Genomic DNA, 25,998 nt, shown 5'->3' with positions numbered 1-25,998 from the left:
AGCTTCTATTTCTACACTTTAGGAAAATAGAATTTAGATGAAATAGTAAAAGTCGTTTTAGTGCGACTTTTATTATTGATTTAAAACTCGTTTTCTAAAAATGTACATTAACGGAAAACTGCGTAAAAACATCCAAATTCCGAATGCAATCCAGATTCCATAAATATTTAAACCAAAGTAATTTGCAAGATAAATGGTTGGTAGGAATCCAAGAAATGTTGCGATAATTAAGTTGTTTCGCAAGAGTTTAGCATCGCCCATTCCTTTGAAAAATCCATCAAAAATATAAGCTAATGTATTGATTGGTTGCATCAATAAAACCATCCAAAATACAGAATTGAAAATGATCAAAACATTTGGATCTTGATTGAAAATTTGCCCAATTTGATTATAAAAAATAAAACAAATAGCAATTAAAATACATGCAATTAAAACTGAATATTTGGAAATATCTTTGCTTAAAATCCAAAGTTTAGGATAGTTTCGTTCGCCTTGTAAACGACCTGCCATCGCGTTTCCAGCACCTGCATATCCGTCAATAAAGAATGAAAAGAACAACCAAATATTCATCAAAATACTTTGCGCGGCGATATAATTTTTTCCGTAATCGGTGGCGTAAGAATTCGCAAGAAAAAATGTAACATTCAACGAAGCTGTTCGTAAAATAAAATTGAAACTTAAGTTGATATATTTCTTAAAAAGTGGATGAATGGTTTTTCCTGGATTTAATCCAAATGAAGTTTTCGTGAAATAGTAGTAAAACGCCATAATTACCATAATCAATTGTGCAATCAAACTTGCATAAGCAGCGCCTTTAATATGATAAGCGGGAATTATCCCATTTACTCCAAAGATTAGAATATAGTCTAAAAAGACATGAACAAATGCAGCTGTTAAACTACATTTCATTGCCCAAACGGTGTTTTGCATTCCTCTAAATGCTCCAAAAAGAGTGAGCGAAATAAGTGTTAATGGAAAACCAAATGCTCTGATTTTGTAATAATCTACTGAAAATTGAAGAACCAAATCTTTTGCATTGTACAATTCGAATAGATTTTGTGCAAAAAAATACGTTGGAACAAAAATAAGTAAACTCAAAAATAGATTGAAATACAACGCTTGCGGAACTAAAGTTTTGAGACTTTCCAATTTATTTGCTCCAAAACTTTGCGAAACCAAAGACGAAATAGAGGTTTTGGTTTGGGTAACAATCCAGATAATTCCTGAAAGAAAAGAACCAACTAAACCAGTCGCAGCAAGTGCTTCAACCGAATACTCTTTTACATTACCCACCATCGCAATATCGGTTAAGGTAATAAGAGATTCGGCAATTCCCGAAAATATAGCAGGAATAGCTAATTGATTAATTTGTTTGAACGTAATTCTATCCGAAACCAAATTCATTTCGAAAAATTATTTTTTTACGCGTTTGTATGGAGGTTTGTTTTTGATGATTTGACTCAACATAAATAAGGTAGTTCCGACCAATGTGAAATAACCTAAAAGTGGTAAGCCCGGAATGTGATAATCGTTGTATTTGAACATGAAAATACATGCTAAATATCCAGCGAAAATCAAATAATAAATTACTTTTTTGAATGATCCGTAAGTAAATTTTCCTCGAATATATTCAATCAAATTCAACAGAATTAATAAGAAATAAAAGCCGAAAAAGATATAACGCAATGGGTTAATTGGACGATCGGTAGTTCTTATATTCACCATTAAATTGTAATTGTAAACACCGTTATAAATTAATAACAATAAGATAAGAACGATAATAATACGAAGTATTTTCATAAAGTATTTTTGCATTAAAAAAAGCTGTCGAAACAGCTTTTTGATTTTATTTTACAGGTTTGAAATCTAATGAAAGCGAATTCACACAATAACGTAAACCAGTTTCTGTAGGTCCGTCATCAAAAACGTGTCCTAAGTGACTTCCGCAATTTCCGCAAAGAATTTCTGTTCTCTTCATTCCGTGCGAAGTGTCTACGCGTTCTACGATTTTACCTTCTTTTATTTCTTTGTCAAAACTTGGCCAACCACAATGTCCATCAAACTTAGAAGAAGAAGAAAACAATTCTTCTCCACACGCATTACACGTATAAATTCCGTTCTCGAAATGCATGTTGAATTTTCCTGTAAAAGGACGTTCTGTTCCAGCTTCTCTTAAAACATAATACTCTTCAGAAGAAAGTTCTTTTTTCCATTCTTCGTTTGACTTATTGATATTGAATTGAGGTTTTTCGTTCATCGTAACAGTGTTTGAAGGTTGTTCTACTTTAGCATCTTCTTTCTTGTGTTGAGATGTACAAGAAACCATAAGGCTCAATATTAATCCAACAACAAAAAAAGAAGTATATTTTTTTAGGCAATCCATTGATTATATTTTTCAAAAGCTTGTCTGATTTCTTCTTCAGTACAAACTACATCATAACGACAATTTCCAATCTTATTGATCAAACTAAAGTTGATTGAATTGTTTTGATTTTTTTTGTCGTGTTTCATCCATTCCATTAAGTTCGGAAAAATTTTCATATCAATTGTATTTAATGCATACATTGACGAAAAACTTTCGCAAACTTCTTCCACATCAGCTTTAGAAATTAATTCTTGATCATAACTAAGGAACGTTTCAATAATCATTCCGATTACAATTGCTTCACCATGTAAAAGTGGAAAATCAGTTTCTAAGGATTCACTTTCGATAGCATGACCAATTGTATGACCAAAATTTAAAATTTTGCGTTCACCTTTTTCATACGGATCATTGTCAACCACATTTTCTTTGATATGAATAGAATCCATGATAAAAGGTGCTAAAGCTTCGGCATCGTGGGAAGGTAATTGCACCAAATTATCCCAATGATCACGATTTTTGATTAAACCATGTTTCAACATTTCTGCCAAACCAGATTTTACTTGACGTTGTTCTAATGTCAACAAAAATTTAGGATCAACTAACACCATTTCTGGCTGTGTAAATGTCCCGATCATGTTTTTCATTCCTTCTAAATCAATTCCATTTTTTCCGCCAGCAGAAGCATCGACTTGCGATAATAAGGTAGTTGGAATGTTAATAAATTTGATTCCACGCTTGAAAGTAGAGGCCATAAAACCTCCCATATCCGTTAAAACTCCACCACCAACATTGATAACTAATGAATGACGATCTGCACCCAATTCGCTTAATGCTAACCAAAGATTGGTTACAGTATCAATGTTTTTATTTTCTTCTCCAGAGTCAATTTCAAGGATTTCGTAAGCAGAAATATTGTCCAAATCGGCTAATAATAGCGGTAAACAATGCACATGAGTGTTCTCATCTACCAAAAAGAAGATAGAAGAAAAAGTGTTATTTGCAAGGTAATCGTCTAATATATATGCGATTGAACCAAAATGAATCGGAGCTGATTTCAAAATGAAAAATGTTTTTAAAATGTGCCTAAAATTACGACGACCTTTTTACATCGACCAAATATTTTGAATGATTTATTTTAGGAGGGCTGTCGATAGAATCTATATTGATATTATCGACTTATAAAATAATTATTTTTAAATTTGCACAAATTCATAGATCAATGAACATAGTTCTTTTTGATGGCGAAGAATGGGAAGATTTTTTGCCCCTAACATTTACAAGACCTGTAGCAGCCCTAAGAATGGGAATATTGAGTTTTGCAGAACGTTGGGAAAAAATACTAAATACAGAGGTTTCTTATCAAACGAAACCTTATTTGCAAGAAAAATTTCCTGCTAAACTTCAAACAGAAAATACATTTATCAACCCAACTTTTTTTCCGAATGAAAAATTAATTGAAGCGATAAAGGATTTAAAACCAAATCAAACCCTAATTTTTGACAATCAACTTGTAGCAGTTAAATCAACTGAAGAAACTCCAAAAATCACATCAGATATTATTCAATTTGAAGATGAAGTAATTCATCTACAACATTCTTGGGATCTGTTTACTTACAATTTCCAGGCAATTGAATTTGATTTTGATTTGGTGACAAAAGGAAGAACTTCTCAATCAATATCTACAACCAACCAAGTTTTAGCTCCTGAAAAAATATTTATTGAAGAAGGTGCGAAAGTTGAATTTTCTATTTTGAATGCATCAGAAGGTCCAATTTATATTGGAAAAGATGCCGAAATTATGGAAGGTTCTATGATTCGTGGCGGATTAGCTTTATGCGAGCATGCAAAAATAAATATGGGTGCAAAAATATATGCTGGTTGTACGATTGGTCCTTTTTGTAAAGTTGGTGGTGAATTAAATAATTCAATCCTAATAGCATATTCAAATAAAGGACATGATGGGTTTTTAGGGAATTCTGTAATTGGAGAATGGTGCAATTTAGGCGCGGATACAAATAACTCAAACTTGAAAAATAATTATGCAGAAGTAAAGTTATGGAGTTATAACCAAAAAAGATTTGTAAAAACAGGTTTGCAATTTTGTGGTTTAATAATGGGCGATTATGCTAAATCTGCAATCAATACACAATTTAATACTGGTACAGTTGTTGGAGTTTGTGCGAACGTTTTTCAATCAGGTTTTCCACCAAATATGATTAAACATTATAGTTGGGGTGGACAATCAGACGCTCCTGTTTTTAATTTTGATAAAGCTTGTGAAGCTGCAGAAAAAATGATGGAAAGAAGAAAAATTGCTTTTACACTTGCTGATAAAAGAATTTTAGAACATATTTTTAATTTAAATAATAACTAATTTAATAACGAGTAAATCATAAGAATTTAAGTTTAAAATTGTAATATGATTAATTTTACGTGTTAATCTTTTAACAATTAATTAAAAAATCCTTAATTTTGCTTTTTGTTAGAAAAGAATATTTGTGAAATGACTGGTAAATATAAAAACGTTTTAGAGTTAATTGGAGATACTCCATTAGTTCAGTTAAACAGAATTAACCAAGACATTCCAGGCGAAGTTTATGCAAAGTTAGAATGTTACAATCCTGGACATTCAACAAAAGACAGAATAGCTTTACATATTATAGAAGAGGCTGAAAAAAATGGTCTATTAAAACCTGGTGCTACGATTGTAGAAACAACTTCAGGTAACACTGGATTTGCTGTAGCTATGGTGGCTATCGTAAAAGGGTACAAATGTATCTTAGCGGTATCGGATAAAACAAAGGCAGAAAAGATTTCATTCTTGAAAGCGATGGGAGCAAAAGTATTTTTGTGCCCTGCGAATGTACCTGCTGATGATCCAAGATCATATTACGAAGTAGCAAAACGTATTGCTGCGGAAACGCCAAATTCTCTTTATATTAATCAATATTTTAATCAAGGGAATACAGAAGCTCACTATTTAACAACAGGTCCTGAAATCTGGAATCAAACAGAGGGTAAAATTACTCACCTAATCGGTTGTACAGGTACAGGAGGAACTTTGACAGGTAGTGCACGTTATATAAAAGAGCAAAACCCAGATGTGAAAATCATCGGAGTTGATGCTTATGGATCAATATTGAAAGGTTATCACGAAACTGGAAAAATTGATCAGAATGATATCTATCCTTACAGAATCGAAGGAATGGGAAAAAATTTAGTTCCTGGAGCTTTAGATTTTGAAATGGTTGATTCTTTTATCAAAGTGACAGACGAAGAAGCTGCTTATCGTACAAGAGAAATTGCTTTGAAAGAAGGAATTATGGCAGGATATACTTCTGGTGCTGCAACACAAGCATATAAACAATTGGCTGAAGCTGGAGAATTTGACGAAAATTCTTTAGTTGTAATTTTGTATCCAGACCATGGTTCGCGCTATATGACAAAAGTTTTTAGTGATGATTGGATGGCAGAGCAAGGCTTTACAAATAGCAGACTCAATGGTTTAGAAGCTCGAGCAACAGTCGAAAGAATTAAATAATACGTATATTTGTAAAAATTAAATATTTAAAGTAGGTAGTGTTCGTTCACTTTCTACTTTTTTTCAATTAATAAAAAATTAAACTATAATAAAATGGACATTTTTGAACGTTTAAAACAGAACCCTGGACCATTAGGTCAATTCGCTGATTATGGTGAAGGTTATTATGTTTTTCCACAGTTAAAAGGAGAAATTGGACCCGTAATGGAATTCCAAGGTAAAAAAGTAATTACTTGGTCAATCAATAACTATTTAGGTTTAGCTAACCATCCAGAAGTTCGTAAAGCTGATGCTGATGCGGCAGCTGAATATGGTATGGCTTATCCAATGGGAGCTCGCGCAATGTCTGGACAAACAGATTTTCACGCACAATTAGAGCAAGAATTGGCTGATTTTGTTCAAAAAGAGTCTGCTTATTTAATGAATTTTGGATACCAAGGAATGGTATCTACAATTGATGCTTTAGTGTCTAAAAATGATGTAATCGTTTATGATGCTGAATGTCATGCTTGTATCGTGGATGGTGTTCGTTTACACTTTGGTAAACGTTTTATTTATCAACACAATAACATCGAAAGTTTCGAAAAAACAATTATTCGTGCACGTAAATTAGCCGACAAACAAGGAGGAGGAATTTTAGTGATTACAGAAGGTGTTTTCGGAATGACAGGTAAGCAAGGTATTTTAAAAGAAATTGCTGCTTACAAAGACGAATACAAATTCCGTTTATTAGTTGATGATGCACATGGTTTTGGTACTTTAGGTAAAACTGGAGCTGGAGCTGGAGAAGAGCAAGGTTGTCAAGATGCAATTGATATCTATTTCTCTACTTTCGCAAAATCTATGGCTGGTTTTGGAGCTTTTATCGCTGGAAATAAAGATATTATCCGTATTTTAAAATATAACTTACGTTCTCAAATCTTTGCAAAATCATTGACAATGCCAATGGTAATCGGAGGTTTAAAACGTCTTGAATTGTTACGTTCTCATCCTGAGCTTAAAGATAAGTTATGGCACAATGTAGAAAAAATTCAGAAAGGATTACAAGATCGTGGGTTTGATATCGGTGGATCTGATACATGTGTTACACCAATCGTATTGAATGGTTCTCCTATCGAAGCGACTGTATTAGCGAAAGAAATGCGCGAAGAATATGGTATTTTCGTTTCTGTAGTAGTTTATCCAGTTATTCCAAAAGGAATGATTATTTTCCGTATTATCCCAACTGCTGCTCACGAAGACGAGCACATCGAATATACGTTAAACTCATTTGCTGAGATTAAAGATAAATTAGCTGACGGATATTACAAACGCAAAGCAGAAGAATTGAATGTTGATTTTGTTCAATACTAAAATATATATTCAATCAAATAATAGAAAAACCCTAAACTGAATAAGTTTAGGGTTTTTTGTTTGTATTCTGTTCAAAAGTAACGTCCATTATCACCGATTACACCATTTGATTTACTATATTTGTTTACAAATTAAACACACAAACACACAACAATTTTAATTATGAAAATTCACAATTTTAGTGCAGGACCATGCATTTTACCACAAGTTGTTTTCGACAAAATGGCTCAAGCTTGTTTAGATTTCAACAATTCAGGAACATCAATTTTAGAAATTTCTCACCGTCGCAAAGATGCGGTAGAAGTGATTGATACAGCAAGAGCGTTGGTAAAAGAATTGATGAATGTTCCAGAAACGCATGACGTAGTTTTTATGCAAGGCGGAGCTTCATTGCAATTTCCTACTGTAGCTTACAATTTATTGAAAGAAGGCGGAAAAGCAGCTTATACACAAACAGGAAAATGGGCAGAAAATGCTATCAAAGAAGCGAAGCGTTTCGGAGAAATCGAAGTTATAGCTTCTTCAAAAGATCAAAATTATAATTATATTCCGAAAGGATACACTGTTCCTTCAGATGTAGATTATTTCCACTGCACATCAAATAATACTATTTTTGGAACACAAATGAAAGAGTTTCCAAATTCTCCAGTTCCAATGGTTTGCGATATGTCTTCGGATATTTTATCTCGCACAATTGATGTTTCTAAATTCGGTGTAATCTATGCTGGAGCCCAAAAAAATATGGGCCCTGCGGGTTCTGCCGTTGCAATCGTTCAAAAAGATTTATTAGGTAAAACAGGACGTAATATTCCTGATTATTTAAACTACGAAACACATATCAAAAAAGAATCATCGTTTAACACTTGGCCAGTAATAGCAATTTACGGTGTCATGTTAAATTTACAATGGTTAAAAGAGCGAGGTGGAGTAGAAGCGATTGCAAAAATTAATACTGCAAAAGCGGATGCAATGTATGCTGAAATTGATCGTAACGGATTATTTACAGGAACTGCTGCAACAGAAGATCGTTCTCAAATGAATGCTACTTTTGTTTTAAATAACGAAGATTTCAAAGCTGATTTTGACGCAATGTTAAAAGAAGCTGGAGTTGTTTCTTTGGCTGGTCACCGAGATGTTGGTGGATATCGTGCGTCTATGTACAATGCTTTACCATTAGAATCTGTTCAAGTTTTGGTAGAAGTAATGAAACAATTTGAACAAAAATTTGGTTAATCAACAGACATTAGATGCTAGATATTAGTATTGAGAAATATATTATCTAACATCTAAAATCTCACATCTTAATTCTATAATAATAACATGAAAATATTAGCAAACGACGGAATTTCTAAGGCAGGAATAGAAGCTTTAGAAGGAAAAGGTTTCGAAGTAATAACTGCTCACGTAGCACAAGAACAATTAGAAAATTATATCAACGAAAACGGAATAGAAGTACTTTTAGTGCGTTCTGCGACTAAAGTTCGTCAACCTTTGATTGATGCGACAAATCTTAAAATTATTGGTCGTGGTGGAGTTGGTATGGACAATATCGATGTTGCTTATGCACGCGAAAAAGGAATTCAAGTCATTAATACGCCAGCATCTTCTTCTCAATCGGTAGCAGAATTTGTGATTGCGCATTTGTTTTCTATTGTTCGTAATTTGCACCAAGCCAATCGTAATATGCCTTTAGAAGGAGATTCTAATTTCAATGGATTGAAAAAAGCTTACGCAAAAGCAATCGAATTGAGAGGAAAAACAATGGGAGTAATCGGTTTTGGTCGTATCGGTGTAGAAGTAATTCGTGAAGCGATTGGTTTAGGAATGAATATTTTAGTGTATGATAAATTCCCAGCAACACGCGACATCGAATTAGAATTTTTTGATGGTCAAAAATTAACATTTACCATCACTTCTGTTGATTTTGATGAAGTGATTACAAAAGCAGATTTCATTTCGCTGCATGTTCCAGCACAAGATGGATATATTTTGGGCGAGAAAGAATTTGCAAAAATGAAAGATGGTGTGATTGTAATTAACACGGCTCGTGGAGGAGTTGTTGATGAAAAAGCGTTGGTTGATGCTATCGAAGATGGTAAAGTTGCAGGTGCGGCATTGGATGTTTTCGAGAATGAGCCAACACCAGAAATGGGTTTATTGATGAATGAATCTTTGTCGTTATCTCCTCATATTGCAGGTTCTACGAATGAAGCGCAGGACAGAATTGGAACTGAATTAGCTTCGCAAATCGTTGAGATTTACGGAAAATAATTTTGAGTTTCATTCTATCTAAAACTATTCAAAATGCCTCAATTTAAACCATTCAAAGGAATTCGACCTACAGAAAAAACTTCTCAAGAATTTGTGACGCTTGCCGTTAATCAATATTCGAAAGAAGAATTGGATTATTATATCAATAACAGAGAAAACTCTTTTTTGCATATTATTTTGCCAACTTGGGACGAAACGATTCAAGATCCGAAAGAGAAATTCAGAAAAGTTCGTGAGAATTTTGAGGATTTTATTTCGAAAAAAATATTAACGCAAGACAAGTCTTCTTTTTATATTTATCAAGTGATACAGCCTGATGGACGCGAAACAAAAGGACTTTTGGGCTTGGTGAATATTGATGATTATCGTCAAAATAAAATAAAAAAGCACGAAGAAACATTGGAACGTCGTGTGGAATTATTTGCAGATTATTTGAAAGAATCTCATTTCCATGCGGAGCCTGTTTTGTTGACCTATAAACCTGCTCAACGTGTAGATTTGTTGATTGATACGGAAATGAAACGCAAGCCGATTCTGAAAATAGAAGAAGAAAACGGAACGCAACATTTGTTGTGGAGAGTTGATAATCGTCTGAATTTGAAACAATTAAAAGATTCAATCGAAAAATTAGACGAATTATACATTGCAGATGGACATCATCGTATGGAAAGTTCGGAACGATACACAAAATTTGCGGTTGAAAATTCGAAAGATGAAGTCTATGGTGATGAAGCGTTTAATTATACGTTAGCACTTTTAGTTTCGAATGAAGATTTGATTATCAATGATTATAATCGATTAATTAAAGATTTAAATGGCTTAACTCCAGAAGCGTTTTTAACTGCTTTAGAAGTTGATTTTGAAATTATTCCGAAAGCTGATGAATTAGTTGTGCCAACAAAAAAACATCATATTGTGATGTATTTAGATGGTCAATATTATAGTTTATATGTCAAAAATAACTTATTGACAACCGAAGGATTAAGCGAGTTGGATACGTATATTTTCGAAGAAAATGTGATGAAACCAATTCTTAATATTCAAGATTCTAAAAAGGATAAACGTGTTCATTACGAATGTGGAACGCGTAATAGAGAAGGAGTGGAAGCACTTAAAAACAAGGTTGATCATCACGATTATATTGCAGCTTTTGCTTTCTATCCAGTGGATGTGAAGGATTTGCAATTGATTGCAGATTTAGGGCTTAAAATGCCTCCAAAAAGTACATATATCGAACCAAAACCTTTAAGCGGTTTTGCTGTATTCGATTTGAAAGAATAAAAAATGAGTATTCAAGAAAATTTAAAAACAATCGAAGCTACAATTCCTGCTCATGTGACATTGGTAGCGGTTTCTAAGACAAAACCTGTAGAGGATTTGCAAGAAGCTTATGCGGCTGGAATGCGAGATTTTGGAGAAAACAAAATTCAAGAAATGTGTGATAAATACGAAGTTCTTCCAAAGGATATTCGTTGGCATATGATTGGACATGTACAAACCAACAAAGTGAAGTATATGGCGCCTTTTGTGCATTTAATTCATGGAGTTGATAGTCTAAAATTGTTGAAAGAAATTCACAAACAAGCCGAGAAAAATAATCGCGTAATTGATGTTTTGTTGCAACAATTTATAGCAGATGAAGAAACTAAATTTGGTTTGGATCAAGAAGAAATTCAACAAATTATGCAAGAAGAAATTCAACATTTACCAAATGTAAGAGTTGTTGGATTGATGGGAATGGCAACGTTTACGGAAGATGAAAATCAAATTCGCGAAGAATTTCGTTCTTTAAAATCTAACTTTGATTCGTTGAAAAATAATTTCGAAAATCTAACTATTTTATCAATGGGAATGTCGGGAGATTATCAAATTGCGATAGAAGAAGGTAGTACAATGGTTCGCATTGGAAGTTCAATTTTTGGACATCGTAATTATTCCATATAATGGACTAATTTTTTTTAAAATAACAAAACCCTAAAATGATAAGTTTTAGGGTTTTTGTATTTTTAGTTTTGATTAAAAAGTTTTTATATGTTAACCATTTCCTACGCCTCCGCTTTGCTCTTGGTTAGATTTTGATCGTTCTATTTTGAATTGTTTTCCAAAATTATAACTTATTCCAATTCGGTACGATCTGTAAGATTGGCTTACACCAGTATTTATAACATTATTAGAAATGCTTGTGTATGAACCATTTTTGTTTTCGAAAAGGTTAGAGATATTTGCCGAAAGTTGTAATTTCTTTTTAAATACCATTGCTCTCATACCAATGTTATGACGCATAAAATCTCCAAATTTGTCTAATCCATCTGTACTTTTTGTATAATATGAATAAGTGTAATTAGCAAAAAGTGTTTTCTTTTTATTTAAATCTAAATTATTTGTAATTCTAAATTCCCCATTCATTCCGTCTAATGTATAATTCATTTCAGGAATTTTACTGGTTGTTTTACGATAGAAAACATCTGCCGAAGCATTTACTTTCCACCATTTATAAGGTTTTACGTTGATGTTTTCACTTAAACCAATACTATATGTTTTTCCAATATTATAAGGCTTAGAAAGTGTAATCTTGGTATCAGGATCCATGATGCTTACTTGTTCAAAAAGATCATTCGCATTGCGGTAATACAAACTTGTTACCAATAAATCTTTATACGCATGCTCTAACTCGAAATTATTCGAATTAGAAGGCGTCAAATTTGGATTTCCTTCTGAATAATTATACTCATTTTGTTTCGTTCTTCTTGGATTTAAATACCAAATAAATGGACGATCTACACGACGACTATAGTTTAATGTAAACGAATGATTTTCCGATGATTGATACATCAAATAAGCGGTAGGATATAAGCCGTCATAAGTTTTTTCGTAATTATTTTTCGGATCTTCCATAATGCTTTTCACTTGTGCATGCTCATAGCGTAACCCAACTTTTCCTGTCAGCTTTTCACTCAATTGTTTTTCTACCGAATAATACAATGCGTAGACATTCTCTTTGTAATTGTATTTGCTTGCAAAATCGGTATCTTCATGGAAATTATCATTCGGATTAAGTTTTAAAAATCGTTGATTTTCCGCTTCATCTGTTGCCCAACGTAAACGCGTTCCATAATTCATTTTCCACGAATTAACAGGATGCTCCATATCGATACTTGCATTGAATCGGTTTGAAGAGCCGTCATTTAAGCTGTAATTATTTTCGTATTTACCAGGGATTTCTGCCCAATTAGGATCAAATTCGTTACTGATATTTTTGTTATTGCTATCGTTTCCGTTATTCGAATAGTCAAAATCGAATGTTAACTTTTTACCTTCCGTTTTGAATTTTTTGATGATATGGTAATTTAATCCCAGATAATTCCAATTCCATTTTCCACCATCCCAATTCGTCGTCATATAACGATTTGTTTTGTTGTTCACTAAATCGAAAATATCAATGACTGAATTTCCTTTACTTTCTCCTTTACCATCTGAAATATCTAAATTGAAACCTGTAATTAAGTTGTCATTGATTTGATAATCAATACCAATTCGACCACCATAATAATTGTTCTCATTTTTATTAATTCCGTCCGAAGTCCATTTTTGATCTGGATATAAAGTTGTGTTTTTACTTTTACCATACCAATTTCCTTTACCACTATAAATATTAGAGGTTAATGTCCATTTTCCTTTGCGGTAATTGATATTCCCGTTCAAATTGAATCCACCGTATTTTTGCTGGTTGTATGAAGTCGAAATAGAACCATTCAAACTTTCTTGTTTTGCATTTTTCAATACAATATTGATGATTCCACTGTTTCCTGTCGCATCGTATTTGGCTGGAGGATTTGTAATGACTTCAATTTTTTCAATATCTTCTGTTCGAATGGTTTTTAGATAATTTGACAATTGTTCACTGCTCATTTGCATTAATCGGTCATTAATCATGACGCTTACTGAACCTTTTCCTATAATCGAAATAGCATCTGTCGCTTCTTCCACCTCGATACGTGGCGCAAGTTTCAATGCATCTAAGGCATTTCCACCTTTTGCACCTTCTGCTTGATCGACATTGAAAATTAATCGGTCTACTTTCTTTTCAACTAATTTTTTTTGTCCTGTTACAACGGCTTCCGTTAACGTTACATTTTCATTTTTTGGAACTAAAATAACACCTAAATCAGTATTTTTAGTAACTTGTAGCGTAACTGAATGTAACGTAACACCAGCTTCTTCTATTTTGAATGTATACGAATCTTCTTCCAAAATTACTGAGAAATGTCCATTTTCGTCTGTAGAGATTTCATCTACAATTTTATCTCCTTGCAAAATCACAACATCTGCTAAAGCAACAGGCGTTTGATTGGTATATTGTATAATTCCTTTTACTTCTTGTTGTGCATAGGTCTGAATTGCTGCAAAACAAATAATTGGAAGAAAGTATTTTTTCATATTATAGGGTTATTTACAAATAAGACGCAGCACTGTTTGAAAAGTTACATGGTTAAATGTGAAATAATTCTTAAATATGTGTTAAATGAATTATGAATTAACTTAGCTTAAGTAATTCATTTAAACCTTCTTTCTCAAAAATTAATTGTCCAACTCGAATGTCGGAAGAACCATTTTTTATTTTGTAGGTATAAATTGGCAAATTATCTTCAATAATACATTCCAAATGCAGAAATTCTGTGTTATCAAGTTGTTGTAATTCGTCCAGAATTTCATTGAGATGTGTTGAAATAAATGTCAAGGTATTTTGATGTGAATCTAGACCTTTTATTGTTTTTGTTAACAAATTTGTCGCATCAATCGAATTTGTTCCACTAAACAATTCATCGAAAATAGCGAAACTATAACCTGCTTCTTTACTCGAAATGAGATAATTTTTTAGGTTCATAATTTCATTCATAAAATGACTATATCCTTTCAACACATTGTCTGTATGATCGATATTGATACTTATAGTTTGATAAAAAGGAATTGTTGCTGATTTGCATGGAACTGGAAGTCCAAGATTTCCCAAATAACTACAAAAAGCAATTGCACGAAAAAAAGTTGATTTTCCTGACATATTTGCACCTGTTAATACAACAACATTTTTAGAAGTTTTGAAATTATTTTTGACAGGATTTTTGAGTAATGGATAATAAAAATCAACTAAATCGAGTTCGTTTTGTGGTGAAATAGTCGGGAAAATAAATTGATGTTCAATTACTTTTAAACTAATAGATAAATATGCTTCGAAGAGATGAAGTTGCTCGAAAAATGAATTGATTTGTGCTTTGTTTTCAATCAATAAATCGTTTGCATTTAGAATTTCCTTGCTCTTAAATTTTCTATTTCGAATGAATTGATAATTTTTTTCCGTTTCAATTGACATCAATGTAGCAATCATATTGTCTAATAGATTTCGAAATTTAGTTGGAAACAATTGTACTTCTAACGATTGCAAAAACGTATAAATTTTATTGAAGAAAATATAAAGTTGTGTTAGCGAACTTTCGAGCGTAGATTTAACAGATGAATAGAATTTTATCTTTAGAAAATCGACTGATTCAACGTTATTTATTGTATTCAAAACCTCGTTGTATTCCGTTTTAGAATAATTGTAAAGTGATTTTCCTTTCACTTGTTGTGTAAAACCTTTGATAATATTTTGCCTATCCATCATCTCTTGCAATGTTTTCGGTTTTGTATTCAATAATTGGAGTAACGTCGAACGTGAATTATAATTCAACGTCATATTAAAAAGAGGTAGAATATCTTTATCTACATTCAAATTATCAATGTTCATCATGGTTGGCAACTATTTCTATTGAAACTATTTTTCAAGATAATCATATTTGATTAAATTACTGAACAAAATAGGATTTAACATTAATTTAAAAGCTACACAATATGAAAAATGAAATTTATCCATGTCTATGGTTTGATGGACAAGCTCAAGAAGCCGCAAATTTTTATTGTTCGATTTTTCCTAACTCAAAAATTATAACCGATAATCAGATGGTGGTTATTTTTGAGTTGAACGGAAAAAAGTTTATGGGATTGAATGGAGGTCCAAATTTTAAGTTTAATGAAGCGACTTCATTTGTTATTGATTGTGAAACGCAAGAAGAAATTGATTTTTATTGGAGCAATCTTACTTTGGATGGAGGAGAAGAAGGGAATTGTGGCTGGTTGAAAGATAAATTTGGTCTTTCTTGGCAAGTTGTACCGACTGTTTTTCCAAAACTTTTGAGTAATCCAGAAAAAGCTCAACGCGTGATGCAAGCGTTTATGAAAATGAAAAAGTTTGATATCGCTACATTGGAAAATGCTTAATTGGTAGGAAAATTTTGAAAATTATTTCTCCCAAAACTACTTTCGGAGCTCATCATATTTGACTAAATTTGAAGTATGAAAGCAAGTTTTGAACCTTATATTTTGAAATTCAAAAATCCAAGCGGTACTTCGCGCGGCGTTTTGACAGAGAAATTGACGTATCTTTTTACATTAGAAGAAGATGGAAAAGAATATGTTGGTGAATGTGGATTGTTTAAAGGGTTGAGTTTTGATGACCGCCCTGATTATGAAGAAAAATTGCAATGGGTTTGTGACAATATTGACTTAGGAGTTGATGAATTGTGGCGTGAATTGCGCGAATGGCCTTCGATTCAGTTTGGAGTAGAGCAGGCTTTTCAGAGTATGTTTGCGAATCGTTACAACGAAAATTATACAGATAAATTGAATCCTGATTTGTATGAATCAGCTTTTTCGACAGGTGATAAAGGTATTCAAACTAATGGTTTAATTTGGATGGGTTCGATTGATTTTATGCGCGAACAAATCAAAGAAAAATTAGCGATTGGTTTCAACTGTATCAAGTTGAAAATCGGTGTTGATTGGGAAAATGAGCATAAGATTATTCAACAATTAAGACAAGATTTTTCTGCGGATCAATTAGAATTAAGAGTAGACGCGAACGGAGGTTTTACGTTTGAGGAAGCAAAAGTGGTGTTGCAACAATTGGCTGATTTAAAAATACATTCGATTGAACAACCTATCAAAGCTGGACAAGTAGAGTTGATGGCAGAGTTATGCGCTGCTACACCAACACCAATCGCATTGGACGAAGAGTTAATCGGAATTGTTCATCAAGAAGATAAATTCAACTTATTAGAAAAAATCAAACCGCAATATATTATTCTAAAACCAAGTTTGGTTGGGGGAATTAGAGGTTCGTTGGAATGGATTAATGCAGCAGATACATACGAAATTCCGTTTTGGATAACATCAGCATTGGAAAGTAATATAGGCTTAAATGCTATTGCACAATGGACAGCGATTTTATATCCAGAAATGCCACAAGGATTGGGCACAGGAGGTTTGTTTACAAACAATTTCCCAAGTCGATTAGAATTAAGAGGAGAATATTTATTTCGAAACAAATTAGCATGAATAAAGTAATTATCGCATTTTTTGCAACAATCGTTTTAATGAGTTGTCAAACGACAAAAAAAACAATTGATTTAGTTGCAATTCAAAAATATCAAACCGAATTGGCGACTTTTTATACTGATCTTAAAACGACGCCATTGGTAGACGAAGAAAAAACGAATTTCAAAGGAATTACATTTTTTCCGATTAGCGAAAAATATATTGTGAAAGCGAAATTTACGCCAATCAAAGATGGAAAGGTGATTCCGTTTCCTACTTCTGCGAAGAAAATCAAAAATTACAAAGAATACGGAACGGTGACATTTATGTTGGATAATGTTGAACAAACGTTGACGGTTTATCAATCTTCTCCAATTATGGAGAAATATGCTGACAGTTTGTTTTTACCTTTTATGGACGAAACAAACGGCGTGACGTCTTATGGAGGCGGACGTTATTTGGATTTGACAACAAAAGATTTGGGTACAAAAGCCAATGAAATAACGTTGGATTTTAACCAAGTGTACAATCCTTATTGTGCATATAGCAAACATTACAATTGTCCGATTCCGCCAGCTAATAATGTGTTGGATGTCGAAATTAATGCAGGTGTAAGTTATCATAAATAGAATGTTGTATTTAGATTTTTCTCAACCTAATTTTGATGTCAACGCTATTCAATTTACCAATGAATTTGAGCAGTCGGTTAAAGATTTTTTGGTTGAATGGTTTTCTGATTCTGAGGTGATGATTGCGCATACTTCTGGCTCAACAGGAACTCCGAAAGAGATTATTTTGAACAAAGAAAATATGCGTAAAAGTGCGAATATGACGGGGAAATATTTGCATTTAGAGAAAGGAAATTCGGCTTTATTGGTGATGCCTGTTACTTATATTGCCGGAAAATTGATGTTGGTTCGTGCAGTAGAAATTGGTTTGAAATTGATTTGTATGCAACCGACTTCGCATATTTCTCTGGATGAAATTAATCGTGGAATTTCGCAAGATTTTACTTCGATTGATTTTGTTGCATTAACGCCTATGCAAGTCGAAAATTCGTTAGATTTTGTTTCGAAATGTCAAAAGTTAATCATCGGAGGAGCGCCTCTTTCAGGGAAAGTGAAACAAGAATTGTTTGCTTTTGAAAATGAAGTCTACGAAACGTATGCAATGACGGAGACGATTACGCATATTGCGTTTAAACAAGTTTCAAATCAAAAAAATCCTAATGCAGCACAAATTTTTGAAGCTTTTGATGAGGTAACGATTTCACAAGATGAGCGAGGTTGTTTGGTGATTGATACGCCTTATGATGGATTGCAAGTTATAACGAATGATATCGTTGAAATCATTGATTCGCGTAAATTTAACTGGATTGGACGTGCAGATAATGTGATAAATTCGGGTGGAATAAAATTATTTCCCGAACAAATAGAAAATAAGCTGAAACCGTTCATTCATTCTGATTTTTATATCACTTCAAAAGTAGACGACTTATTAGGTCAGAAATTAATTTTAGTGGTAGAAGGAGAGGAGAGAAGCTTGGATTTTTCTTCAGCAGATTTAACCAAATATCAAGTTCCGAAAGAAATTATTTTCATTTCTACATTTTCTCGAACGGAAAGTGGTAAAATAAAACGACAACAGTTTTAGGATCGACCTATTTTTTTATTTTGTTCGTGTATTTTACCTAAAATAGCTTAATTTTATCACTACTAAAACTTATACTGTGGATTACAATCGACTTTTTAATGATATTTTTTTCTTGATTTTTGATGATAAAATGGATGAAAATCAATATCCTATTTGGAAAAGTTTTTCGTTTATTCACAATCCAATTCAGCAATTAATTAAGGCACAAGATTTATTAAATCAGTTGCTACACGAATATCCAAAAGATAAAAAAGCACTTTTTTTGAAAGGAGTTGTTCAGCGCAATTTAAACTTCAACGAAGAGTCGATTTTGTATCTTTTAGAAGCAAAAAAGGAAGATTATTACTTGTATGCTGCGAATTTCTACATAGCCGAATATTATATTCATAAATTGAAATTTGAGGAAGCACAAAAGTATTTGAAAGAAATTGAAATTGTGTATCCTACCAATCAACGTTTTCTTTTCTTATCGATTTTAGTGAGTTTAGAATTGTTTGATTTTGAAGAAGCTAAACGATATTTGAATATTTTGTATCAATTGGTTGAGGATAAACAAGTTTTAGAATTATTGAGTAAAAACCTTCAGATTACTGAAGAAATTGTCTTGAAAACGACAAATCGATTGGTCTTAAAAAATTTCAAGTTGAGAAGTTTTAATTATAATCTTCAGCTCAAAACAAATTTGATTGCTTTTTATAAGAATTTCGCTGATATCGGGGTTAATTTTAATGGAATCAATTGCTTTATTATGGCACTTACCTTGAAGCAAATTACGTTGTATCCGACGTTTCATAATCTTGAAATTTATAATGTTCAAACGATTTTAGATTATATTGATGTTGATAAAAAAGGGATTCAAATGCGCTTAGAAGACATTGATTTTGACCATGATTTTGTCAAAAATTACCACGAATATTTAGAAGTCGAAATTCTATTGAAAGAAGATTAGTTTTTTTACTCAACTACATTTTTCTCAAGGAAATATTTTTGTTGTGATCTTGAAACGAGTTCAATCTGACAATTTAGTAGTTGCAATTAAGTTAGAAAATTACGTATTTATTAAGCTAGATTTAGTTCAGCTTAGTATAAGTTGAGGAAGACTTTTCTATTGAAATGATAAATAGGTAACGTGAATAAAAGTGGACAATCAGAAAAAAAACTTTAATTTTGCTAAAATTTATAAGATGGAATTTGTTCAAGATAAGGAAGAAGTTTTTGATAACGTCGAGTTGTTTTTAGAAAGTCTAGAAGTTGGAACGGATGAAGAAAAAAAGAAATCGATTCAGTTAATCAAAAAATCGAAAACATTTTTGGTGATTGATGCGGATGAGGTGATGGTTTTTGCGCCAAGTACATTTATTGGCATTAAAGAAAATAACATTCAGCAGTTTACAGGGAAGCTATTAGAGCACGAAACCAATCCTATTCTAACGAAATTGTTCGGTTCTACGCCAAAAATTGATAAAACTTTGGACGAATTATTTTTAGATTTTTGCGACGAAATAGAAGTTAATCGCAATGATGTTGGGATTTCCCGAGACTATTGGATTATAAAAGATATGTAAAAAAAGAGCTTTTCATCTACAAGTGAAAAGCTCTTTTTTCTTAAAATGTTAAAGGATAACATTGATTTTTGCTTTGCTAATAGGTTTTATTCCAGTCAAAGCACCATCAATTTCGCACTTCAACAAACCACTTCCTCCACCATAATGATGGATTTGCTTTATAGTAGGGAAATAAGTGCTTATCCATTCCTCCATTTTCTCTACCTCCGAAGCACCAATTCCACTACTGTATAATATTATTTGGACGTTGTTTGTTGATACGTATCCTTTCAATTCTTCTTGTGAGCAGGTACAAAATGCTTTCCAGTTTTCATTTTTGTTAATCACGCGTTCTAACGTGTCTACAATTTCTTTGTTTTTACCATAAACGGCGATTTGTACTTGCATATTAGATTAATTTTAAGGCAAAGTAACAACATAACGCATGGTCTAACATTGATTTACGATAAGAAATAAAAAGACATAAAAAAAAATCGTTCCAATTCGAAACGATTTCTATGTTTTATTGTTGATTTTCTAATTGTGCTAATCTTTCGGCAGCTAAATAAAATTCAGGATTCAACTGCAATGCTTTTTTGTATTCCTCTACAGCTTCGGCTTGTTTCTCAAATTTTTCTAGGATTGCGCCTTTGTTGTAGTATGATAAGAAATGATTTGGATTTAACTCGATTGATTGATTAAAATCGTTTAATGCATTTTCTAAATCATTCAATACAAAATAAGTATTTCCTCTGTTGTAATACGACAAGAAATGTGGTTTCATTTCAATTACTTTCGAATAATCTTCGATTGCTTTATCCAATTGTTGCAATTGATCGTAACAAAATGCACGATTGTGGTAACATGATTCGTAATCTGGATTAATTTCTAAAGCTTTATTGAAACATTCGATCGCCTCATCGTATTTGTTCAAATTCATCAATACATAACCTTTTTGATGATAAGCTACAAAACTTGCCGGATCAATCTCGATCACTTTATCAAAATTCTCAGCTGCTTTTGTTGGATTATATTGATTGAAATTTGCCATTCCTCTGTAGAAATAGAAGTTTGGATTTTTATCATCTAATTCAATTGCTTTATCAAAATCCTTGATTGCATCTGTATTTTGTTTCATATAATATTGGCTCAATCCACGACCGAAATATGAATTTGCCACTTCTATTTGACGCTTAATCGATAATGTAAAATAATCAATCGCTTTTCTATACTGACCTTTGCGGAGATATTGACTCCCATCTTCATAAAAACTCATAGTTCAATATTACAACAAACTCTTTAAATTTTAAATAAAAAATTTTAGAAAAGTTTATCTTTACGCAAAACAACACACATGAAAATAGAACATTTAGGGATTGCCGTTAAAGATTTGGGATTATCGAATGAATTGTTCGAAAAATTATTAGGAAAAGCACCGTACAAAGAAGAAGCAGTGGAGTCGGAAGGTGTGAGAACCTCTTTTTTTGAAGTAGGCGAATCGAAGATCGAATTGGTCGGTTCTGAAAAAAATGATAGTGCTATTGAAAAATATTTAGAAAAAAATCGCGAAGGAATTCACCATATTGCTTTTGGAGTAGATGATATCGAACTCGAAATAGAGCGTCTTAAAAATCAAGGGTTTACTTTTATTAACGAAACGCCAAAATTGGGAGCAGATAATAAACGTATTGTTTTTTTACACCCTAAAACAACAAATGGCGTATTGGTAGAGCTTTGCGAAGATGTAAAATAATTTTGAAGTTCAAAAAAATAGCTTTAATATTGCAAACGAATTAGGTGATAGCTTCCTTTTTATTGCTTAATTCTCTGGTCCTATAACTCAGTTGGTTAGAGTAGCTGACTCATAATCAGCAAGTCCTTGGTTCGAGCCCAAGTGGGACCACTTTATTATAAAGCACTTACAAGAATGTAAGTGCTTTTTTTATATCTTCACTGAAACAATACTGAAACATTTTACTAAATGGATAATATTTTTAGATTCTATAAAACAATAAATTCCGATTCTGAAATTGAATTTTTAGTAGTTGATTTATACTTAGAAAACTTTCAAAGATTAATATCTAATGGTATTAATTTTACTTACTCTCTAGAAAATAAATTTCTTACAATTCATAAAAAAGAAGATAAACCGTTCTCAATTAGCTTTGAAAATGTATTAAAAGAGCATATAGATGAAGAAAATCAAAGATCAAAGAAATTGTTATCTGAATTAAGTTTATCTAATAATATTAATATAGATAATTTAATAGTTCGCTTAAAAAATGAACTTCAAGAATTAATTAATGATAATTATGTTTTTTATAATGAATACCCTTTCATCTATGATAGTCTAGATGAAATTTTACAATATATTAATAAATATATTGTACCAGGAGATAATAATAAAATAGAGTTAGACACTTCTAAAATATTAACATTTAATTCTTCTAATAAAATTATAAATAAAATAGAAGAAATTTTTTCATTCTTCAAAGGTAAAAATGAGAAGGGTGAAATTATATTAGATTTTAATGACTATGAATATTTAAAAGAAAAAATACTATTCTTAGTAACAAATAATTCAGTTCCTGAAATCGAAAGGAAATTAAAGCCTAAATTAAATGTAAATACTTTGAGTTTTTGTTTTTGGGTATTACATAAGGAACTTTTTACATCAAAAAAAATCAAAGATAATTTTATAGATACACTTCAAAAATTATTTATTAACTATAAAGACCAAGAAAAATCATCTATAAAAAAACAATTAGGTACAAAATCTAGGGTAACTCAGAGAAAAATCTTACCTAAAATTATATTAAACTACCTTGTTTAAGGTGGTTTTTTTGTTATCTACATTATATCTACAAAAATTACTACATATCTACAAAATAAGAATTTTGTCTACAATACTTCTTCAACAACATTTGCTTCATAATAATTCCTCAAATATTAAGAGCGCTCTGGGGATACAAATTTTTTTAAAATATGAAGAATAACTATATCAGCTTCAAAGAAGCAATAGATTATTTAAAAGTTAGTAAGTCAACATTGTACAAACTAACCTCAAATAGAGAAATTGAATTTTATAAACCTAATGGAGGTAAAATTTATTTCAAATTAGAAGATTTAGACAGCTGGATTAATAAAGGAAAGAAGTTGTGTAAACATGCAGTTTTTCAAGAAAGTTTAGATTTTAAAAGTAGAAAAAATGGAAAATAACAGTATAACATTGAACGAAAGTATATATGTAAAGCTACCACATTTTATAAAAGAGTTAACAGATCAGTATGAAGGAAGAGAAAGAGATATGATTTTATTGTCTACTCTAGGGGTTTTAAGTAATTGTTTTCCAAATTATTATTCTGAATATGATGGTAGAAAAGTATATTCACATTTGTATATAGCGATTTTAGCAAATGCTGCATCAGGAAAAGGAGTAATAAATGTTACGAGAAAATTACTTGAACCTATTCATCAATATGTGAAGGATAAAAAGGATAATTTTTTCTTACAATCAGAAGAAGATGCTGTATCTAAAGATAAAAAAGATAAATCATCAACGACAAATAACTCAACTGAAATAAAGATTTTACCAGGAAACATTTCATCAGCAGAAATGCATTCATACTTTAATAAATCAGAACACGGAATGTTAATAATGGAAAGTGAAGCTGATACTGTAGGTACTATGTTAAAGAATGATTGGGCTAACTATTCAGATGTTTTGAGAAAGGTTTTTCACAATGAACCAATTTCAATAAGTAGAAGTACGGATGAAAGATATTTTGAAATCAATAATCCTAAGTTATCTATTGTACTTTCGGGAACACCTAATCAATTGAGTCCAATAATAAGCTCAGTTGAAAATGGATTATTTTCTAGGTTTTTATATTATTATTTTGATGAACCTCAGAGGTTTAAAAATGTATTTCAAAAGACATCATTAAATGTCAATACTCTTTTTGAAAAAAATGGAAAAATATTACTAGAAGTTTACAAAGTATTAGAAAATGGTAGTATTGAATTTAAACTAACGGATAATCAACAAGAACAATTTTTAGAGTTTTTTACAGATACTACCGAGCTTATACAAGAATCAGATTGTAATGGATTAGATGCTAATGTTAAAAGATTAGGGATTATTCTTTTAAGAATTTTACAAATATTTTCAATTTGTAGAAGGTTTGAAGAAATTATTACATCTAATTTAAATGAAATTATTTGTGATGATATAGATTTTAATACCGGACTTCAATTAGTTAAAGGTTTATTTGAACATACAAAAAATGTCTTCATTAATAATACGAAAGCACTTATTGTATCAGATTTTGATATGAGTATATTAAAAAAACTTTCAAATGAGTTTTCAAGACAAGATGCAGTTAATATTGGTAAAGAAATGCAGGTTAACATACGTACTATTGATGATAAGTTAAATCAATGGTGTTCTAAGAAAATTATTGTAAGAGTTTTTCAAGGTAAGTATAAAAAGGTTATATAACCTTATGTAAAACATGTAAATCATGTAAAACTAAATTTTAGTAGGCTCAAATCTGAGTCTACTTTTTCAAACATTAAATCATATTGAAATAATGAGCAATACAACTGTAAATGTTGTCATTGGTAATAAACTATTGTCTGATGGCAAGGTAGGTATATACCTTAGAATTACTAAAAATAGAAAGAAGAAAGAATTCCATTTAGGTAAAAAGTGTTTTAAAGAAAATTTCCAAAATGGCTTATTAACCAAGAAAGAAAAAGATTATAAAATAATCAACCAAATAATATCAACAAGAGTAAATGAGGCTTATAGTATTATTAATACACTAGAATTAGAAGGGAATAATTTTACATTGGATGATTTTACTAGATTGTACAGAAAGGATGAAAAAGCTGATTTGGATGTTTATCAATTTATTGACGATTATATAATAGAACTTAAAATTTCAAAAAGATTAGGAACAGCCAAAACAATCATTGATTTAAGAAGAACACTTTTTAAATTTCATCCAAACAATCTTCCTTTTAAAAATATTTCTTCTGGGTTTTTAGAAAAATTTGAAGTCTTTATGAGATCAAGAGGTAATACAGATGGAGGAATAGGTGTCAGAATGAGAGAATTAAGATCTATTGTTAATACGGCTATAAGAAGAGATTTAATGGAGGAGAAAGATTATCCATTTAAGAAATACAAAATTTCTAAATTAAAATCAAGTGGTAATAAAAGAGCACTATCAGAACAAGAATTTATTGCTTTTAGAGATGTCAATTTATCTAATAGACCAGACTTAATAGAGGCTTATGATTATTTTATGTTTTCTTTTTATACAAGAGGAATGAATTTTATTGACATTATGAAATTAAAATGGACTGATATAAATGATGGTAGAATAATTTACAGAAGGTCTAAAACAAAAAGAGATTTTAATATAGAAATTACAGATCAAGTTAAACTGATTTTAGATAAGTACAGAATTAGGCAAAATGAAAGTGAGTACATTTTTCCTATTATATTAAAACATGGATTAACAGAGGAGCAGATTGTTTTTCGAAAACAAAAAGTTATTACACGCTGTAATAAAAAATTAAAAATTATAGGAGAGTTATTAGGTATTAATCAAACTATAACAACTTATGTAGCTAGGCATACATATGCAACTATAATGAAAAATAGAGGAGCTAGTACAGAAATAATTTCAGAATCTATGGGACATAGTAGTGTTCAAGTTACTATGTCATATTTAAAAGATTTTGATAATCAAGCTTTAGATGAAGGAAATAGTATTATTTCAGACTTATAATTTTAAGAGTTAATTATTCATTGTGGTAATTAACTTTTTTTCATTTCAAAATTAACCAATTAA

Annotated in this window: 26 protein-coding genes and 1 tRNA gene; 19 read left to right on the top strand and 8 right to left on the bottom strand. The window is 31.2% G+C overall.

Going from position 1 to position 25,998, the window contains the following annotated elements:
- Nucleotides 1-72: 72 nt before the first annotated feature.
- The 4 genes from B3J26_RS02375 to aroB are packed head-to-tail and all read right to left on the bottom strand — an operon-like array spanning nucleotide 73 to nucleotide 3,423.
- On the bottom strand, nucleotides 73-1,404 hold the full coding sequence (locus B3J26_RS02375; RefSeq protein ID WP_291073047.1) for an MATE family efflux transporter: 1,332 nt from the start codon (nucleotides 1,402-1,404) through the stop codon (nucleotides 73-75).
- Nucleotides 1,405-1,413: 9 nt separating this feature from the next.
- Nucleotides 1,414-1,800, bottom strand: a complete 387-nt coding sequence (locus tag B3J26_RS02370; RefSeq protein WP_038336995.1) for a hypothetical protein — start codon at nucleotides 1,798-1,800, stop codon at nucleotides 1,414-1,416.
- A 46-nt stretch (nucleotides 1,801-1,846) separates the two neighbouring features.
- Nucleotides 1,847-2,383, bottom strand: coding sequence for a peptide-methionine (R)-S-oxide reductase MsrB (gene msrB / locus B3J26_RS02365; RefSeq protein WP_084106956.1), 537 nt, complete (start codon nucleotides 2,381-2,383; stop codon nucleotides 1,847-1,849).
- Complete coding sequence (gene aroB, locus B3J26_RS02360) at nucleotides 2,371-3,423, bottom strand: 3-dehydroquinate synthase (RefSeq protein WP_084106957.1); 1,053 nt, start codon at nucleotides 3,421-3,423, stop codon at nucleotides 2,371-2,373. Before aroB ends, msrB begins: the two co-directional genes overlap by 13 nt.
- Nucleotides 3,424-3,584: 161 nt before the next feature.
- Here aroB and B3J26_RS02355 point away from each other — a divergent pair, with 161 nt between their 5' ends.
- The 7 genes from B3J26_RS02355 to B3J26_RS02325 all read left to right on the top strand — a co-directional run bounded on the left by B3J26_RS02355 (nucleotide 3,585) and on the right by B3J26_RS02325 (nucleotide 11,474).
- Nucleotides 3,585-4,739: a GlmU family protein gene (locus B3J26_RS02355; RefSeq protein WP_291071253.1), complete on the top strand. Its 1,155-nt coding sequence runs from the start codon at nucleotides 3,585-3,587 to the stop codon at nucleotides 4,737-4,739.
- Nucleotides 4,740-4,868: 129 nt separating this feature from the next.
- Nucleotides 4,869-5,906 carry a PLP-dependent cysteine synthase family protein gene (locus B3J26_RS02350; protein ID WP_038336998.1) on the top strand — a complete coding sequence of 346 codons (1,038 nt, stop codon included), beginning with the start codon at nucleotides 4,869-4,871 and terminating at the stop codon, nucleotides 5,904-5,906.
- A 93-nt stretch (nucleotides 5,907-5,999) separates the two neighbouring features.
- On the top strand, nucleotides 6,000-7,259 hold the full coding sequence (locus tag B3J26_RS02345; RefSeq protein WP_291073045.1) for an aminotransferase class I/II-fold pyridoxal phosphate-dependent enzyme: 1,260 nt from the start codon (nucleotides 6,000-6,002) through the stop codon (nucleotides 7,257-7,259).
- A gap of 162 nt (nucleotides 7,260-7,421) precedes the next feature.
- Nucleotides 7,422-8,492 (top strand): 3-phosphoserine/phosphohydroxythreonine transaminase, encoded by a 1,071-nt coding sequence (gene serC / locus B3J26_RS02340; RefSeq protein WP_291073043.1) that lies wholly within the window; start codon nucleotides 7,422-7,424, stop codon nucleotides 8,490-8,492.
- Between the two features lie 87 nt (nucleotides 8,493-8,579).
- Nucleotides 8,580-9,530, top strand: coding sequence for a D-2-hydroxyacid dehydrogenase (locus B3J26_RS02335; RefSeq protein ID WP_291073042.1), 951 nt, complete (start codon nucleotides 8,580-8,582; stop codon nucleotides 9,528-9,530).
- Between the two features lie 33 nt (nucleotides 9,531-9,563).
- The gene (locus B3J26_RS02330) at nucleotides 9,564-10,811 is read left to right on the top strand and encodes a DUF1015 domain-containing protein (RefSeq protein WP_291073041.1); all 1,248 of its coding nucleotides are present in this window, start codon (nucleotides 9,564-9,566) and stop codon (nucleotides 10,809-10,811) included.
- A gap of 3 nt (nucleotides 10,812-10,814) precedes the next feature.
- Complete coding sequence (locus B3J26_RS02325) at nucleotides 10,815-11,474, top strand: YggS family pyridoxal phosphate-dependent enzyme (protein ID WP_286486145.1); 660 nt, start codon at nucleotides 10,815-10,817, stop codon at nucleotides 11,472-11,474.
- 90 nt (nucleotides 11,475-11,564) lie between these two features.
- On the opposite strand, the gene B3J26_RS02320 is transcribed toward B3J26_RS02325, so the two are convergent.
- Nucleotides 11,565-13,967: a TonB-dependent receptor domain-containing protein gene (locus B3J26_RS02320; protein ID WP_291073038.1), complete on the bottom strand. Its 2,403-nt coding sequence runs from the start codon at nucleotides 13,965-13,967 to the stop codon at nucleotides 11,565-11,567.
- A 97-nt stretch (nucleotides 13,968-14,064) separates the two neighbouring features.
- The gene (locus B3J26_RS02315) at nucleotides 14,065-15,315 is read right to left on the bottom strand and encodes a MutS-related protein (RefSeq protein WP_125350114.1); all 1,251 of its coding nucleotides are present in this window, start codon (nucleotides 15,313-15,315) and stop codon (nucleotides 14,065-14,067) included.
- 101 nt (nucleotides 15,316-15,416) lie between these two features.
- Here B3J26_RS02315 and B3J26_RS02310 point away from each other — a divergent pair, with 101 nt between their 5' ends.
- The 6 genes from B3J26_RS02310 to B3J26_RS02285 all read left to right on the top strand — a co-directional run bounded on the left by B3J26_RS02310 (nucleotide 15,417) and on the right by B3J26_RS02285 (nucleotide 20,155).
- Nucleotides 15,417-15,842 carry a VOC family protein gene (locus tag B3J26_RS02310; RefSeq protein ID WP_125350113.1) on the top strand — a complete coding sequence of 142 codons (426 nt, stop codon included), beginning with the start codon at nucleotides 15,417-15,419 and terminating at the stop codon, nucleotides 15,840-15,842.
- A gap of 75 nt (nucleotides 15,843-15,917) precedes the next feature.
- Nucleotides 15,918-16,958, top strand: a complete 1,041-nt coding sequence (locus B3J26_RS02305) for an o-succinylbenzoate synthase (RefSeq protein WP_221855291.1) — start codon at nucleotides 15,918-15,920, stop codon at nucleotides 16,956-16,958.
- Nucleotides 16,955-17,566: a DUF1684 domain-containing protein gene (locus tag B3J26_RS02300; RefSeq protein ID WP_291073034.1), complete on the top strand. Its 612-nt coding sequence runs from the start codon at nucleotides 16,955-16,957 to the stop codon at nucleotides 17,564-17,566. Before B3J26_RS02305 ends, B3J26_RS02300 begins: the two co-directional genes overlap by 4 nt.
- Before the next feature lies 1 nt (nucleotide 17,567).
- Entirely contained in the window at nucleotides 17,568-18,590 is a 1,023-nt protein-coding gene (locus B3J26_RS02295; protein WP_291073032.1) for an AMP-binding protein, read from the top strand.
- 76 nt (nucleotides 18,591-18,666) lie between these two features.
- Entirely contained in the window at nucleotides 18,667-19,539 is an 873-nt protein-coding gene (locus B3J26_RS02290) for a tetratricopeptide repeat protein (RefSeq protein WP_291073030.1), read from the top strand.
- Between the two features lie 235 nt (nucleotides 19,540-19,774).
- Nucleotides 19,775-20,155, top strand: a complete 381-nt coding sequence (locus B3J26_RS02285; RefSeq protein ID WP_280038239.1) for a hypothetical protein — start codon at nucleotides 19,775-19,777, stop codon at nucleotides 20,153-20,155.
- A 48-nt stretch (nucleotides 20,156-20,203) separates the two neighbouring features.
- Here the strand turns inward: B3J26_RS02285 and B3J26_RS02280 are convergent, their stop codons facing one another.
- Together B3J26_RS02280 and B3J26_RS02275 are read right to left on the bottom strand one after the other, a co-directional pair.
- Complete coding sequence (locus B3J26_RS02280) at nucleotides 20,204-20,542, bottom strand: hypothetical protein (protein ID WP_114999401.1); 339 nt, start codon at nucleotides 20,540-20,542, stop codon at nucleotides 20,204-20,206.
- Between the two features lie 115 nt (nucleotides 20,543-20,657).
- On the bottom strand, nucleotides 20,658-21,410 hold the full coding sequence (locus B3J26_RS02275; protein ID WP_038337013.1) for a tetratricopeptide repeat protein: 753 nt from the start codon (nucleotides 21,408-21,410) through the stop codon (nucleotides 20,658-20,660).
- Between the two features lie 78 nt (nucleotides 21,411-21,488).
- Between B3J26_RS02275 and mce the strand changes: the two genes are divergently transcribed.
- From mce to B3J26_RS02245, 6 genes are all read left to right on the top strand, one after another.
- Entirely contained in the window at nucleotides 21,489-21,887 is a 399-nt protein-coding gene (gene mce / locus B3J26_RS02270; protein WP_219034454.1) for a methylmalonyl-CoA epimerase, read from the top strand.
- Nucleotides 21,888-21,963: 76 nt separating this feature from the next.
- Nucleotides 21,964-22,037: transfer RNA gene (locus tag B3J26_RS02265), tRNA-Ile, on the top strand.
- A 78-nt stretch (nucleotides 22,038-22,115) separates the two neighbouring features.
- A complete protein-coding gene (locus tag B3J26_RS02260) occupies nucleotides 22,116-22,967 on the top strand; it encodes a hypothetical protein (RefSeq protein ID WP_291073029.1) in 852 nt (283 codons plus the stop codon).
- 152 nt (nucleotides 22,968-23,119) lie between these two features.
- Nucleotides 23,120-23,353, top strand: a complete 234-nt coding sequence (locus B3J26_RS02255) for a helix-turn-helix domain-containing protein (RefSeq protein ID WP_291073028.1) — start codon at nucleotides 23,120-23,122, stop codon at nucleotides 23,351-23,353.
- Complete coding sequence (locus tag B3J26_RS02250) at nucleotides 23,343-24,635, top strand: DUF3987 domain-containing protein (protein ID WP_291073025.1); 1,293 nt, start codon at nucleotides 23,343-23,345, stop codon at nucleotides 24,633-24,635. The genes B3J26_RS02255 and B3J26_RS02250 overlap by 11 nt, the downstream gene beginning before the upstream one ends.
- A gap of 91 nt (nucleotides 24,636-24,726) precedes the next feature.
- Complete coding sequence (locus tag B3J26_RS02245; RefSeq protein WP_291073023.1) at nucleotides 24,727-25,935, top strand: site-specific integrase; 1,209 nt, start codon at nucleotides 24,727-24,729, stop codon at nucleotides 25,933-25,935.
- The last annotated feature ends 63 nt before the right edge of the window (nucleotides 25,936-25,998 follow it).

Origin of the sequence: Empedobacter sp. UBA5987, from assembly GCF_002429865.1 — a bacterium.
GTDB classification, from domain to species: Bacteria; Bacteroidota; Bacteroidia; order Flavobacteriales; family Weeksellaceae; genus Empedobacter; species Empedobacter falsenii_B.
Note: the sequence above shows the minus strand (reverse complement) of the source record. Positions and strands in the feature narration are given on the sequence as shown.